Here is a 12,727-nt window from a genome sequence, read left to right as displayed (position 1 = left end):
ACTCAGGCGCGCACCAGCGGGGGCTCCCATGTGAGGCGGAGGTACTCATGCTGACGCGACGGAAGTTCCTCGGTGTGACGGCGGCCGCAACCGCGGCCGCCGCCGTACCGGGCTGTAGTTCGGTGCTGCCCGAGCCCGACGTCCAGGCGGCCGGGTTCGGGCAGGACGCCACCGGCACCGTGCAGGTGTGGTGCCGGGCGGCGACCCAGACCGGTCTGACCGATCTGGTGAAGAAGTTCAACGCGTCCCAGGACCGGCTCACCGTCGAGCTGACGCCGGTCCTGGACGCGCAGTACGTGACCAAGCTGGCGACCGCGATCCGCGGCCGGTCGGTGCCGGACCTGGTCGACATCGACGACATCAACTCGATGCTGTTCATCTACCGGGATGCGTTCACCGACCTCACCGAACCCCTGCAGGCCTTGGACTTTCGGGACAAACTCAGCCCCGGACACCTGCGACTGGCGACCAAGGACGACCGGGCGTTCGGCGTACCGTACCTGGCCGACAACTCGATGTTCTGGTTCAACACCGAGCTGTGCGACAAGGCGGACGTCGACCCGGACGAGGCGATCACGTCCTTCGACAATCTGATCGCGGCGGCTCGCAAGTTGCGGAAACTGGGCGACGACATCTACGCGTGGAGTTTCCCGGCGAACAGCCCGGGCGCTCTCGGGTTCGTCGTCCAGCCGATGATCTGGGCCGCCGACACCGACCTCATCAAAGGCAAGGTCGGTGAGCAGTCCGGAGACATCGTTGGGAACGACGTAGTTCGGCAGATGCTCGAGCTGCATCGGCAGTTGTGGGTCGACGGACTGGTGCCGCGGGCGAACTTCTCCGACGACGCGTCCCGGTGGGGGAGCGACTTCCGGGCCGGCAAGATCGGCATCTTCCCGTCGAACTACGCCGTGGTGGTCTCCTCCTCGGACGAGGCCTTCCATCAGAAGGTGACACCCAAGCTGCTGTCCGGTCCGAACGGTGGCGCGGCGTTCTTCGACGGCGGCGACAACATGTGCATCCCGCGCGGCGCCCGGAACGCCTCCGGTGCCTGGGAGTTCGTCCGGTTCGCACTCGACCTGCCGCAGCAGATCGATCTGCCCGCCGGCGGGTACACCCCGGTCCGGTCGGATGCCGCGACACCGGAGTTCGCGAAGAAGTTCCCGCTCGCAACGCTGCCGCTGGAGCGCATCTCAGAGGGGTACGCACCGACCACGCTCTCCTACAACCTGCTCTACAACCAGCCGGACGGCCCGTGGCTGCAGATGTTCCGCCGGGCAGTGTTCGACGGCGAGCTGGAGGCCGCCATGACGGAAGCCCAGAGCAACTTCGATCGAATCCTCGCGCAGGGGCAGGCATGAGCACCCGGACAGAGGTCAGGCCTCAGGTAGAACCGGCGCCGCGGCGGGCGAGGGTTGCCGGCCGACGGGATTCGCTTACCCATCCGTCCCGGACCGGGCTGCTGCTGGTGACGCCCGCCGTACTGTTCGTCGCGGTCTTCGTGCTGGTGCCGCTCGGCTTCGCCCTGGTGATCTCGCTGACCAACTGGCCGCTGATCGGCACGGTGAAATTCAGCGGAGTGAAGAACTACACGGCCATCGTCTCCGACGCCGCGTTCGCGAAGTCGGTGCTCTACACCCTGCTCTACACGGTCATCGTGACCGGGCCGATCCTGGTGCTCGGCTATGCGCTCGCAGTACTGGTACGACGCAAGCGCCGCGGCTCGACCGTGTTGCGAACGATCTTCTTCCTGCCGTTCGTCGTCGGCCTGTCCACTCTGAGCTTCGTCACCGTGCTGGAGGCCCAGCCGGACAGCGGTGCGATCAACATCATTCTCCGCTCCCTCGGTATCACCGACGGTACGACGGCCTGGCTGGTGGACGGGCCGCTCGCGACCGGCCTGATCTGCGTGCTGGTGATCTGGGGTGTGTCAGGGCTGACCATGATGCTGCTGATGGCCGGGATGCAGGCGATCCCGCGCGAGTACTACGAGTCGTCCGAGCTGGACGGGGCCGGCTGGTGGCGGCAGGAGTGGGAGATCACCATCCCGGTGCTGCGGCCGACGATCGCGATGTCGGTGATCATCTCGGTGGTCGGCTCGCTGCTCGCGTTCACCCAGTTCTACATCCTGACCCGCGGCGGTCCGGGCACGGACACTACCACGGTGGTCCAGTACATCTACAACCGCGCCTTCGTCCAACTGCAGCTCGGTGCCGCGACCGCGCTGTCGATCGTGCTGGTGGTCGTGGTCGGACTCGTCACCGCGGCCCAGTTCTGGCTGCTCCGGGAGAGGGACTGACCATGAGGCTGAAGAACGTCCTGTACGTCGTCGGCGGTGGCGGTGCCTTCCTGGTCTTCGCCGTACCGTTGCTGTGGGCACTCTTCCGGTCGGTGCAGCCGAACGACGTGATCGTCGCGGCCCCGGACCGATCGACCTTCTTCCACCTGACCTGGGACAACTTCCGGACCCTGATCGAGGGACCGGGCAACCTGATGCGGGCCGTCGGCAACAGTCTGGTCGTGGCGCTGAGTACGGCGGTGCTGACTGCCGTACTGGCGACGTTCGCCGGCTACGGGTTCGCGCGGTTCCGGTTCCGCAGCGCGCCGCTGCTCTTCGCGCTGGTGGTGGTGTCGATGATGATTCCGTTCCAGGCGATCCTGACGCCGCTGTACCTTGAGATGAACGTCCTGCGGCTGACTGACAGCCTGCTCGGGCTGGTGCTGTTCTACACCACGGTCAACCTGCCGTTCGGCGTCTTCGTGATGCGCAACTCGTTCTCGTCGGTGCCGGTCGAGCTGGAGGACTCAGCCCACGTCGACGGCTGCGGCACACTGCGAATGATCGGGTCCGTGCTGCGTCCCCTGGTGACACCGGGCGCGGCGACGGTCGCCCTCTACGCGTTCCTCGCGGCCTGGACTGAGTTCCTCGGCGCCCTCACCTTCCTCACGAAAGACGAGCTCTACACCCTGCCCGTCGCTCTGGTAAACGTCCAAGCCGGCGCCTACGGCGAGGTCAACTTCGGCTCATTGGTCGCTGGCTCGGTGATCGCGATGATCCCGTGCGTGGTCCTGTACGTCGGCCTCCAACGCTTCTACGTAACCGGCCTAGCCTCAGGAGCAGTCAAAGGCTGATTTCTATCCCACGCCGTCGCTGGCGATGCAGCCTGGCGTGCACGGGCACCGGCCTAGGGTGAGCTCGACGCGAGATCACTACGCAGGATCGGCGGTAGTACATGGACAACGGCACCCGCAGCGAGCTTCTGAGCCGCTTGGCCGAGGCGGTTGGATCTGTCGCGAATGGGCACCCGACGCGGGTTGCCCTCGACGGACCGCCCGCCGTTGGCAAGACCACGTTGGCTGACGAGCTCGCCGTCGTACTGCGTGCGCAGGGCCGCGATGTCATCCGAGCGACGATCGAAGAGTTCCTGACCCCGCGGTCGCAACGCTATCGGCGCGGGGAGGACTCCGCCGAAGGTTGCTATCACGACAGTTTCGACTTCGACGCGCTGCACCGGGTGCTGCTCGATCCGCTGGGGCCGGGCGGAGACCGAAGGTTCCAGCAGGCGGTCTACGACAAGGTGACGGACACCGCATTGTCCGAGTCGGTGATGACAGCACCCGCCGACGCCGTACTGCTCTTCGACGGTGTGTTCCTGATGCGCCCGGAGCTGATTGACCGGTGGGACCTGCGCATCTTCGTATCCGCCGCGTTCGAGAAGACATTGGCTCGCGCCCGGACCCGAGACCAGACCTCGACCAGATCTGCCACCGAGGTCGAGCGACGCTATCGTAGCCGCTACATCCCCTCACAGCAGTTCTACTTCGACACGGTCCGCCCGACCGATCACGCCGACATCATCGTCCACAACGACGATCCCCAACACCCGGCCTGGGAAGCCCGGCAGAAGGCGACCAACTCTCAGGACGAGTCGCCGTAGCGGGTGGCGATCGCGGCGGCGCGGTTGCGCAGGGCGGTGCGCAGGGACTGCGGGGCGAGGGCTTCCGCGTCCGTGCTGAGCTGCCAGAGCGCCCATTCGGCGTGTCGTGAATCTTGGTAGGTCACCTTCAGCCGCAACCAGCCGTCTGCGTCGGGTTCCTCGGCGCGGACAGCCATCGCGGTGTCCAGCAGATCTTCCCGCCGCGCCGGGTTCACCCGTACCAGCACGGTGATATGGCCGTCGGACAGAAACTGCGCGCAGCGTTCTCGCCAGATCCGGTCCAGGTCGACCCGGTTCGGTCGCTGTGCCGGCTCGGGGAGTACTTCGGCGGCCACCACCCGCGACAGTCGGTAGGTGCGGTCTGCGCCGGATCTTGTGGCCAGTAAGTAGACCCGGTCGCGTACGGTCACCAGGCCGATCGGGTCCACCGTGCGCCACTGCGGTGTCTGGCCTGTGGCCGCGTAGTGGATGCGCAACTTGTGCCCGGTGAGCACCGCGCGTCGGACCTCGATCATCGTGGTGTGGGGCACGTCCTCAGTGACCAGCCGGCGTGAGAGCAGGTCGGTCTCCGGCTCGACAAGGAATCGCTGGGCCGCGCCGGCCGCGGTGGCTCGATGGCTCTCGGGCAGCGCGTCGACCACCTTGCGCATCGCCGAAGCGAGCGCCGAGCCGAGGCCGAACACTTGCTCGCCGCGGCCCGATCCGGCGGTCAGCAAGGCAAGCGCCTCGTCGTGGTTCAGTCCGGTGAGCTCGGTCCGGAAACCGGGCAACAAGGCGAAGCCGCCGTACCGGCCGCGTTCGGCGTAGACGGGTACGCCGGCCGCGGACAGCGCCTCGATGTCGCGGAGGACAGTGCGGGTGGATACCTCCAGCTCGCGAGCCAGTGTGTCCGCGGTCAGCCGACCGCGCTGGCGCAGCAGCAGCACCAGCGAGACCAACCGGTCGGCGCGCATACGGGAACCTTACCGAATACACGACAGAGGGTGTCGTGATTGGTTGCGAGGCTCGTTGACAGGACGTCAGGGAGCCGATGGGCGTCCGTACTCGCGATGCATCGAATGGAGCTGATGTGGCAACAGAACGAACGGCAGTCAACCCAGTGAAGTGGTCGGTGGAGATGGGATTCAACCAGGGCGAGATCGTCTCCGGGCACACCCGGACCCTGTACTGCTCCGGGCAGACCGCGATGAGCGCCGACGGCAAGCCCCAGCACGACGGGGACATGGCGGCGCAGTTGGCGCTGAGCCTCGACAACCTGGAGGCCGTGCTCGTCGAGGCCGGCATGTCCCTCGCGAACCTGGTCCGGCTCAACGTCTACACCACCGACGTCGATCTGCTGTTCCCGCAGTACGGCGTACTGGCGTCGCGGTTGGGCGCCGCCGGGGGAGCACCGACCACCACGATGCTCGGGGTGACACGGCTGGCGATCCCCGGCCAACTGGTCGAGCTCGAGGGAACCGCCGTCGCGTGATGCGACCTCACCGCCTCCGCCACTCGTGCCGGTCCAACCGGCACGAGTAGCAGGCGGGTGGGTGATTCCGGTGCTCAGAATGGTGACAATCGGCGTCTATGGTTTCGACGCCGAGTCGTTCCTGCGACGACTGAAGCACGCTGACGTCCGACTCCTGCTCGACGTACGTCAGCGCCGCGGTGTCCGCGGACCCGAGTACGCCTGGGCGAACTCACTCCGGCTGCAGGCTGCCCTCGCCCACGCCGGGATCGCCTACGAGCACCATGCCGAGCTCGCCCCAACCACCGAGCTACGCCACCTCCAGTACGCCGAGGACGACCGCCAAGGGGTCGGCAAACGCACGCGCCGCGAACTCGCCGCCGAGTACACCCACCGCTACACCACCGAGATCCTCGACCGCGCTGACCTCACCCCGATTGTGTCCGCGCTGCCGAGCAGTGGAACTGTGGCACTGCTGTGCGTCGAGCAGGCCCCAGAGGCCTGCCATCGCTCGCTGATAGCCCAACGGCTGACAGCGCAACACGGCATCACGATCGAGCATCTGTAGTCCCTTACGTGGGATAACCGCAGCGACTCATAGGTGAGCTGTCATCTGGTGCATACGCCCGCACGGAGAGTCGTTCAGGTGATCACGACCTCCGCGAACCACGGTGTGGTCAATCGCGGGCGGCAGTCCGCAAAGCGTGCGGCAGCACGCCAGGGAAAAGCTGGGTGGGCGGGAGCAGCCGCGGAGCACGCGACGCAGGAGCGCGCGGAGTCGGTCGCGTGGGATAGAGCTACAGACTAGGCCGGATCTCGTGTTCGCTGTGGGCGGCGGCGTGGCTGGCGGCGGCCCGGCGGCAGAGGTCCATCAGTTCGGGTTCGTTCTTCACCTGCTGGCGGGCTTCGGGGCCCAAAGCGATGATGTGGTCGCGGGAAGCCAGCAGCCGCAGGAAGATGCGTTCGCGCTCGCCGTGGTCCATGGTGTATTCGGCGTCCAGGTAGGCGGCCGCGTCGCGGCGGATGTTGGCCATCGCGGTCTGGGTGCGGCCGCGGGTGCTGAACAGCGACGCCAGCACCGTGATCACCAGGACGACCAGGATGACCACGAGGGACAGCCCGGTGCTGATCTCGACCACGTCGACGTGTTCGCCGCCGTTGATGAACGGCAGGTTGTTCTCGTGCAGCGCGTGCAGGATCAGCTTGGCGCCGATGAACGCGAGGATCGCGGCCAGCCCGAAAGACAGGTAGATGAGCCGGTCCAGCAGGCCGTCGAGCAGGAAGTACAACTGCCGCAACCCGAGCAGGCTGAACGCGGTCGCGGTGAACACGATGAACACGTTCTGGGTCAGCCCGAAGATCGCCGGGATCGAGTCCAGCGCGAACATCAGGTCGGTGCCGCCGATCGCGACCATCACCAGCACCATCGGCGTCATCACCCGGCGGCCGTCGACGGTGCTGAACAGCCGGTCGCCGTCGAAGTCCTCCGAGGTACGGAACAGGCGCCGGCTGATCCGGACCACGAAGTTCTGCGCCGAGTGGGATTCCTCGGTCTGCGGTTTGAGCATGTTGCCCGCGGTCAGCAGCAGGGCCACGCCGAACAGGTAGAACACCCAGGCGAACGTGTTCAGGAGCGCCGAGCCGAGGAAGATGAACCCGCCCCGGGCGATCAGCGAGAAGACGATGCCGAACAGCAACACCTTCTGCTGGTTCTCCCGCGGCACCCGGAAGCTGGTCATGATGATCAGGAACACGAACAGGTTGTCGACCGACAGCGCCTTCTCGGTGATGTACCCGGCGAAGTACTCCGAGCCCATCGCCGTACCCCCGAACACGAAGCAGGCGAGTCCGAACAGCAGCGCGATCCCGACGTAAACACAGGACCAGATCGCCGCCTCGCGGAGCGTCGGCACGTGTGCGGACCGGACGTGGAAGAAGTAGTCGAACGCGAGCAGCGCGAGGATGAGGGCAAGGCTGAGGATCCAGACCAGCGGGGACACCGTCATCGTTCCTCCGTACGGCGTTGGGCAATGGGGTCAGCCAATCACGCCGTACCGGCGCGTGTCCGCTAACTCCGCCCTTTGACCAGGGCGACCAGATAGCGGCACGGGATGCTCGACGGATTGTGGAACGTGGTCGCCGACGGCGGGCCGAGCTGGAGGCAATCACCGGTGTGGAGGTCGTGGACGACCGGACCCTCGTGGAAGCGGAGGTGGCCGTCGAGGATCCAGAGTTGCTGGTACTTGAAGATGTAGGCGTCCGCCGGGTAGGAGACCGAGGCGCCGGGTGGGAGCTCGACCTCGACCAGCTCCAGCGGGCCGTCGGTGACCGGTGAGACCGCGCGGCGCACGTAGCCGGTGGCGGGGTCCGTCCAGGCCGGCTGGTCGGCGCGGCGGCGGAGGAGGTCGTCGGTGTTCTCGGCGCGGGCGACCAGTTCGGACAGGGTCATGCCGAGGGCACCGGACAGCCGGCCGAGCAGTACTGCGGTCGGCTGCGCCTCGCCGCGCTCGATCTTGCCGATCATCGCCCGGGACACCCCCGAACGCTCGGCCAGCGCGTTCACGGACAGGTCCTGAGCGATCCGGGCGGCCTGCACCGTCGCGGCGAGCGAGGCGGACAGTTGATCCAACATGGTTGCCACTATAGCGGCATCTATGGCTACTATCGTGACATGCCAAAGATCAGAGACGCCTCGCCGCTCGACGCGGAGGCCTGCGCGGCGATCTACGCGCCCTATGTCACCGGTACGGCGATCACCTTCGAGATCGAGCCGCCGACGGCCGAGGAGATGGCCGCGCGGATCGAGAGCGCGCAGGCGACCCACGCCTGGATGGTGCTGGAGGACGACGAAGGCCGGGTCGTCGGGTACGCGTACGGCGGTCCGATGAAGCCGCGAGCGGCGTACCGATGGTCCTGTGAGGTGAGCGTCTACCTGGAGCTCGGACGCCGGCGGACCGGTGGTGGGCGCGCGCTCTACGAGGCCCTGTTCGAGCGGCTGACCGAGCGTGGCTTCCGTACGGCGGTCGCCGGGATGACGCTGCCGAACGACGCCAGCGTGGGCCTGCACAAGGCCCTGGGGTTCGAAGAAATCGGCACCTACCGCAAGATCGGGTGGAAGCTCGACGCCTGGCACGACGTGCACTGGCGGCAGCGGCCGCTCGCCGTACTGGCGGATCCGCCGGAGGAGACCCGCTAGCTCATCGGTGGGCACTCGCCGCCGGGCGTGGTGACGAGTTCGAAGTGCCACATCTCGTTGGACAGCGTCTGGCACAGGCCGAACCGGGCACCCTTACGGATGATCCAGTCGTCCGCGTCGGTCGGGCCGATGTCGACCGCGTTGCCGGTCACGTGATGCGACTCCTCCGGTGTGGAGACGAACTCGAGGGCCTTCTTCCGGCTGCCGTACTTGCGGATCGCCTTGTCCAGCAGTTCCTGTTGATACTTCTTGCTCCGCCAGCCGGTGGTTACCTGCATGGTGATGCCGTCCTTCTTCATGGCCGTCTCGGCCTGCTGGACCGCTTTCAGCAGGGCTGGGTCGAGTTTCGCGATGCCGGGCAGGTCGGTGTCGAACGCCGACGTCTTCTCGGGCAGCACGCCGTCGTCAGAACCAGGAGGGCCACTCGCTCGGCCGGTGGTGGACGGTTGATCGGCCGTTGACGGTGCCGGGTCGCCCTGGGCCGAGACCGTCGTACAGGCCGCGACGGCGAAGCTGGTGATCGCGGCGACGATCGCGAGGGCGGACAGCGCCGTCATCCGGCGTTCGCGGGTGATCAGGTCATCGGTGCGCATGGCAACAGTTCATCCGGGCGGCTGTTGCGGGAGCGTCTGCGTTTCGGCATACGTTTTCGATATGCCCGGCCTGGTTCAATGGTCGGTATGCGGGTGCTGGTCGTCGAGGACGAGGTATATCTCGCCGAGGCGCTCCGGGCCGGGCTGCGGCTGGAGGCGATCGCGGCCGATCTGGCCTTCGACGGTCACGCGGCGCTGGAGGCGGTCGCCGTCAACGGGTACGACGTGGTGGTACTGGACCGTGACATCCCCGGCCCGAACGGGGACGAGGTGTGCCGGCAGATCGTTGCGCAGGGCATCGGATGCCGGGTGCTGATGCTGACCGCGGCCGGCGATCTGGACGACAAGGTGACCGGGTTCGAGCTCGGCGCCGACGACTACCTGACCAAACCCTTCGAGCTGCGCGAGCTCGTCGTACGCCTGCGAGCCCTGATACGACGGCCGGCCGCGGCTGCGCCCACCGTGATCGAGTACGCCGGGGTGCGGCTGGACCCGTATCGGCGGGAGGTGTACCGGTTCGGGCATTACGTGAAGCTCACCCGGAAGCAGTTCGCCGTGCTGGAGGTGCTGATGGCCGCGCGTGGTGGGGTGATCAGCGCGGAGATGCTGCTGGAGAAGGCCTGGGACGAGAACGCGGATCCGTTCAGCAATGCAGTCCGGATCACTATCTCCGCGCTGCGGAAACGACTCGGCGATCCGTGGGTGATCCACACCGTGCCTGGCGTCGGCTACCGGATCGGTGAAGCATGAGCGAGCCGCTGATCACCTGGCGGCCGCGCCTGACGGTGCGGTTGCGGCTGACGTTGAGCTACGCGGGTCTGCTGGTCGTGGCGGGTGCGGTGGTGGCCTTCGTCATCTACGCGGTGATGCGCCTGGTCCCGAACTATCCGCTCACCGCGGCGAATCCACGCGACGAGGGTCCGGTCCCGACCCGGGGCGAGATCCTCGACACAGTGGTGACGTTGTCGGCGTACGCGTTGGGCTTTCTGGCGATCGTCGGGCTGGTCGGCGGATGGGTGCTGGCAGGGCGGATGCTGAGACCGCTGCAGGAGATCACGGCCGCGGCCCGCAAGGCGGCGAGCGGTTCGCTCGACCATCGGATCGGGCTGACCGGGATCCGGGACGAGTTCACCGACCTGTCCGACACCTTCGACGCGATGCTCGACCGGCTGCAGGCGTCGTTCGAGCAGTACCGGCGATTCGCGGCCAACGCGTCGCACGAGTTACGGACCCCGCATGCCGTGATGAAGACGATGCTCGACGTCGCGCAGGCCGACCTGGAGCACCAGGACGTGCCCGAGCTGGTCAAGCGGCTCGCGGAGACGAACCAGCGCGGTATCGACATCGTCGAGGCGTTGCTCAGTCTTGCCGCGCTGAACAACCGGACCGTCGAGCTGGACCCGGTCGATCTTGCCGCGATCACCCGTCAGGCGCTGCCCGTGCTGGAGTCGGAAGCTTCGGCCGCTGGGGTCGCGGTGCGGTGCGAGCTCTCCGAATCGGTTGTGGAGGGCAACGACGTACTGCTGCATCAGGTGGTGACGAACCTGGTCCAGAACGGCATCCGGCACAACGTCGACAGCGGCGGCTCGGTGTCGATCACGGTCGGTCCGGGACGTCTCGTCGTACACAACACCGGATCGGTGCTCGACCCCGCGCAGGTCGCCACTCTCGTCGAGCCGTTCGCCAAGGATCGGTACGGCGCCGGCCACGGACTGGGGCTCGCGTTGGTCGCGCGGATCGTTGAGAGCCATCACGGTCGGCTCGAGCTGACACCGAATCCGAGCGGTGGGCTCACCGCGACCGTGACCCTGCCGGAGGCTGACCTGGTCGGCGGGTGAGGATTGTCGGGTGACCGCCACCCGCCTGACCATTCGCCGTGCCGTCGAGACCGACGACGCCGTACTCCTCCGGATCGACCAGACCTCGTGGGACGCCAGCACCGGCTTCCCGTCGTACCAGGAGCACATCCGGGACAGCTTCTTCGCCCGCAGCGGCCCGGAGGCGCACCTGGTCGCGGAGCACGACGGCCAGGTGGTCGGCTACCTCCGGCTGCAGGACAAGTACACGTTTCCCGAAGGCGCGGGCGTGCTCACCATCAACGGCCTCGCCGTCGCCCAGGAGGCCCGCGGTCAAGGCGTCGCCGCCGCCCTGCTCGAAGCAGCCGAGGCCGAGGGCAAACGCCGCGGCGCCCGCAAGATCAGCCTGCACGTCCACGGCACCAACACCGTCGCCCGCCGCCTCTACGAACGCCACGGCTACATCATCGAAGGCACCCACCCCAACGAGTTCCTCATCGAAGGCACCTACATCGACGCCGTCGACATGGCAAAGATGCTCTGAGGAAGGATCGGAACTACGCCTGGGTTTGTTGCGTCAAGAAGCCCCGGCCTTCGTGTTGGCCGGGGCGACTTGGGTGTTGATGCCGGCGCCTTCGTGGCGGCCGTGGTGAGGTTCCTGGGTACTACGGGTTGACGCCGTGGTCGCGGAGCCAGGGCTCGGGGTCGACCTGGTTGTCTCCGCCGAGGAGGACCTCGAAGTGGAGGTGTGGGCCGGTTGTGTTGCCGGTGACGCCGATCGCGCCGACCTTGTCGCCGGCGGCCACGTTGTCGCCGACCGAGACGTCGAACTCGGACATGTGGCTGTACGACGTGACCGTACCGTCGGCGTGACGGACCTTCACCTGGCGGCCGTACGCACCGGCGTACGCCGCCTGGATGACCTCACCGGCCAGCACCGAACGAACCGGGGTACCGAGAGGTGCGGCGAAGTCGAGACCGGTGTGGTTGCTGGCCCAGCGGCCGCCGGCCTGGCCGAAGTGAGCGGTCAGGTGGTAACCGGTGGTCGGGAGGACGACCCGTACCTTGGCCTTCTCCTCGGCCTCAGCCTTGGCCTTGGCGACCGCGGCCGCCTTCGCCGCGGCGAGCGCACGCGCCTGCGCGGCGGCCTTCTTGGCGGCGGCTGCCTTGGCGGCGGCGAGCGCGAGGGCACGACGCTGGGTCAGTGTCGCGTTCGCGGCCAGCCGCGCGGCCCGCTGCTGGGCGGCCTTGTCGGCCTGCGCCTTGCGGGTCGCCTCGAGGTTCAGGTCGACGCGGGATGCGTCACGGGACGCGAGGTCCCGCCGCTCGATCCTGGCTGCGGTCAGATCGCCGGCCTGTGAGGGGTTCAGTCCGGTGGTCGCCGTGGAGGATCCGGTGGCGGAGGAGGTGATGCCGACTGCGGTCGTGCCGGCCGCGGCGGCGAGAGCGGCGGTCATGCCGATCAGCTGGGTGCGGCGGTTGGTACTTCGACGCGAGGAACGATGTTTGGCGGCCCGGCGTGGGGCAGCCGGGACGTCGCGCTGAGGAGACACAGGGGAGGGCCTTCCAGGGAGGGGCAGTCGCTGCGAGGGGTACAGCGACCCAACGACCATAACGAGGAGGTCACGGACCCTCAAACGCGGACCGCGCGCAGATCAACAAATTCGCACACGCACGGTGAGGGTGCCTTGCCGCCGCGTAGACGCTCACGCGTGAAACGGACCCGCGGGTAGTTGAATGCGGACGTGACGCGGATC

At 67.4% G+C, this 12,727-nt stretch carries 15 protein-coding genes; 10 read left to right on the top strand and 5 right to left on the bottom strand.

From position 1 onward, the window contains the following. Positions 1-47 precede the first annotated feature (47 nt). From ACGFIF_RS18465 to ACGFIF_RS18450, 4 genes are all read left to right on the top strand, one after another. Positions 48-1,358, top strand: a complete 1,311-nt coding sequence (locus tag ACGFIF_RS18465; RefSeq protein WP_393155806.1) for an extracellular solute-binding protein — start codon at positions 48-50, stop codon at positions 1,356-1,358. Beyond that, a complete protein-coding gene (locus tag ACGFIF_RS18460; RefSeq protein WP_393155804.1) occupies positions 1,355-2,296 on the top strand; it encodes a carbohydrate ABC transporter permease in 942 nt (313 codons plus the stop codon). The genes ACGFIF_RS18465 and ACGFIF_RS18460 overlap by 4 nt, the downstream gene beginning before the upstream one ends. Before the next feature lie 2 nt (positions 2,297-2,298). Further along, complete coding sequence (locus ACGFIF_RS18455) at positions 2,299-3,129, top strand: carbohydrate ABC transporter permease (RefSeq protein ID WP_393155803.1); 831 nt, start codon at positions 2,299-2,301, stop codon at positions 3,127-3,129. Between the two features lie 101 nt (positions 3,130-3,230). Then, positions 3,231-3,935, top strand: coding sequence for a cytidylate kinase family protein (locus tag ACGFIF_RS18450; RefSeq protein WP_393155802.1), 705 nt, complete (start codon positions 3,231-3,233; stop codon positions 3,933-3,935). Here the strand turns inward: ACGFIF_RS18450 and ACGFIF_RS18445 are convergent. Then, on the bottom strand, positions 3,917-4,888 hold the full coding sequence (locus ACGFIF_RS18445) for a helix-turn-helix transcriptional regulator (protein ID WP_393155800.1): 972 nt from the start codon (positions 4,886-4,888) through the stop codon (positions 3,917-3,919). The two genes, ACGFIF_RS18450 and ACGFIF_RS18445, sit on opposite strands and share 19 nt — an antisense overlap. Positions 4,889-5,052: 164 nt before the next feature. On the opposite strand from ACGFIF_RS18445, the gene ACGFIF_RS18440 reads away from it, so the two are divergent. Both ACGFIF_RS18440 and ACGFIF_RS18435 read left to right on the top strand, forming a co-directional pair. After that, positions 5,053-5,406, top strand: a complete 354-nt coding sequence (locus ACGFIF_RS18440) for a RidA family protein (protein WP_393156790.1) — start codon at positions 5,053-5,055, stop codon at positions 5,404-5,406. A gap of 79 nt (positions 5,407-5,485) precedes the next feature. After that, positions 5,486-5,953, top strand: coding sequence for a DUF488 family protein (locus ACGFIF_RS18435; RefSeq protein ID WP_393155798.1), 468 nt, complete (start codon positions 5,486-5,488; stop codon positions 5,951-5,953). A gap of 229 nt (positions 5,954-6,182) precedes the next feature. Here the strand turns inward: ACGFIF_RS18435 and ACGFIF_RS18430 are convergent, their stop codons facing one another. Then, positions 6,183-7,391 (bottom strand): TerC family protein, encoded by a 1,209-nt coding sequence (locus tag ACGFIF_RS18430; protein ID WP_393155797.1) that lies wholly within the window; start codon positions 7,389-7,391, stop codon positions 6,183-6,185. Positions 7,392-7,453: 62 nt separating this feature from the next. Further along, positions 7,454-8,017, bottom strand: a complete 564-nt coding sequence (locus ACGFIF_RS18425) for a helix-turn-helix domain-containing protein (RefSeq protein WP_393155796.1) — start codon at positions 8,015-8,017, stop codon at positions 7,454-7,456. A 39-nt stretch (positions 8,018-8,056) separates the two neighbouring features. Between ACGFIF_RS18425 and ACGFIF_RS18420 the strand changes: the two genes are divergently transcribed. After that, the gene (locus tag ACGFIF_RS18420) at positions 8,057-8,581 is read left to right on the top strand and encodes a GNAT family N-acetyltransferase (RefSeq protein ID WP_393155795.1); all 525 of its coding nucleotides are present in this window, start codon (positions 8,057-8,059) and stop codon (positions 8,579-8,581) included. On the opposite strand, the gene ACGFIF_RS18415 is transcribed toward ACGFIF_RS18420, so the two are convergent. Beyond that, positions 8,578-9,174: a M15 family metallopeptidase gene (locus ACGFIF_RS18415; RefSeq protein WP_393155793.1), complete on the bottom strand. Its 597-nt coding sequence runs from the start codon at positions 9,172-9,174 to the stop codon at positions 8,578-8,580. The two genes, ACGFIF_RS18420 and ACGFIF_RS18415, sit on opposite strands and share 4 nt — an antisense overlap. A gap of 87 nt (positions 9,175-9,261) precedes the next feature. Between ACGFIF_RS18415 and ACGFIF_RS18410 the strand changes: the two genes are divergently transcribed. Genes ACGFIF_RS18410 through ACGFIF_RS18400 form a run of 3 tightly spaced genes read left to right on the top strand, consistent with a single transcriptional unit; the run spans position 9,262 to position 11,514 of the window. Next, positions 9,262-9,924 carry a response regulator transcription factor gene (locus tag ACGFIF_RS18410; protein ID WP_393155791.1) on the top strand — a complete coding sequence of 221 codons (663 nt, stop codon included), beginning with the start codon at positions 9,262-9,264 and terminating at the stop codon, positions 9,922-9,924. Continuing rightward, positions 9,921-11,012, top strand: a complete 1,092-nt coding sequence (locus ACGFIF_RS18405) for a sensor histidine kinase (RefSeq protein WP_393155790.1) — start codon at positions 9,921-9,923, stop codon at positions 11,010-11,012. Before ACGFIF_RS18410 ends, ACGFIF_RS18405 begins: the two co-directional genes overlap by 4 nt. A 10-nt stretch (positions 11,013-11,022) precedes the next feature. Next, the gene (locus ACGFIF_RS18400; RefSeq protein WP_393155788.1) at positions 11,023-11,514 is read left to right on the top strand and encodes a GNAT family N-acetyltransferase; all 492 of its coding nucleotides are present in this window, start codon (positions 11,023-11,025) and stop codon (positions 11,512-11,514) included. A 121-nt stretch (positions 11,515-11,635) separates the two neighbouring features. On the opposite strand, the gene ACGFIF_RS18395 is transcribed toward ACGFIF_RS18400, so the two are convergent. Beyond that, the gene (locus tag ACGFIF_RS18395) at positions 11,636-12,427 is read right to left on the bottom strand and encodes a M23 family metallopeptidase (protein WP_393155786.1); all 792 of its coding nucleotides are present in this window, start codon (positions 12,425-12,427) and stop codon (positions 11,636-11,638) included. Between the last annotated feature and the right edge of the window lie 300 nt (positions 12,428-12,727).

Origin of the sequence: Kribbella sp. NPDC049174, from assembly GCF_043197365.1 — a bacterium.
GTDB lineage: Bacteria > Actinomycetota > Actinomycetes > Propionibacteriales > Kribbellaceae > Kribbella.
The sequence above is the reverse complement of the archived record's forward strand: the minus strand, read 5'-3'. Positions and strand labels throughout refer to the sequence as shown.

Bases quoted from the DNA above. Each gene is read 5' to 3' on its own strand.
- ACGFIF_RS18440 (WP_393156790.1), top strand. From the start codon at position 5,053: ATGGGATTCAACCAGGGCGAGATCGTCTCCGGGCACACCCGGACCCTG.
- ACGFIF_RS18435 (WP_393155798.1), top strand. From the start codon at position 5,486: ATGGTGACAATCGGCGTCTATGGTTTCGACGCCGAGTCGTTCCTGCGA.
- ACGFIF_RS18465 (WP_393155806.1), top strand. From the start codon at position 48: ATGCTGACGCGACGGAAGTTCCTCGGTGTGACGGCGGCCGCAACCGCG.
- ACGFIF_RS18410 (WP_393155791.1), top strand. From the start codon at position 9,262: ATGCGGGTGCTGGTCGTCGAGGACGAGGTATATCTCGCCGAGGCGCTC.
- ACGFIF_RS18425 (WP_393155796.1), bottom strand. From the start codon at position 8,017: ATGTTGGATCAACTGTCCGCCTCGCTCGCCGCGACGGTGCAGGCCGCC.
- ACGFIF_RS18415 (WP_393155793.1), bottom strand. From the start codon at position 9,174: ATGCGCACCGATGACCTGATCACCCGCGAACGCCGGATGACGGCGCTG.
- ACGFIF_RS18455 (WP_393155803.1), top strand. From the start codon at position 2,299: ATGAGGCTGAAGAACGTCCTGTACGTCGTCGGCGGTGGCGGTGCCTTC.
- ACGFIF_RS18430 (WP_393155797.1), bottom strand. From the start codon at position 7,391: ATGACGGTGTCCCCGCTGGTCTGGATCCTCAGCCTTGCCCTCATCCTC.
- ACGFIF_RS18420 (WP_393155795.1), top strand. From the start codon at position 8,057: ATGCCAAAGATCAGAGACGCCTCGCCGCTCGACGCGGAGGCCTGCGCG.
- ACGFIF_RS18460 (WP_393155804.1), top strand. From the start codon at position 1,355: ATGAGCACCCGGACAGAGGTCAGGCCTCAGGTAGAACCGGCGCCGCGG.
- ACGFIF_RS18395 (WP_393155786.1), bottom strand. From the start codon at position 12,427: ATGACCGCCGCTCTCGCCGCCGCGGCCGGCACGACCGCAGTCGGCATC.
- ACGFIF_RS18445 (WP_393155800.1), bottom strand. From the start codon at position 4,888: ATGCGCGCCGACCGGTTGGTCTCGCTGGTGCTGCTGCTGCGCCAGCGC.
- ACGFIF_RS18405 (WP_393155790.1), top strand. From the start codon at position 9,921: ATGAGCGAGCCGCTGATCACCTGGCGGCCGCGCCTGACGGTGCGGTTG.
- ACGFIF_RS18450 (WP_393155802.1), top strand. From the start codon at position 3,231: ATGGACAACGGCACCCGCAGCGAGCTTCTGAGCCGCTTGGCCGAGGCG.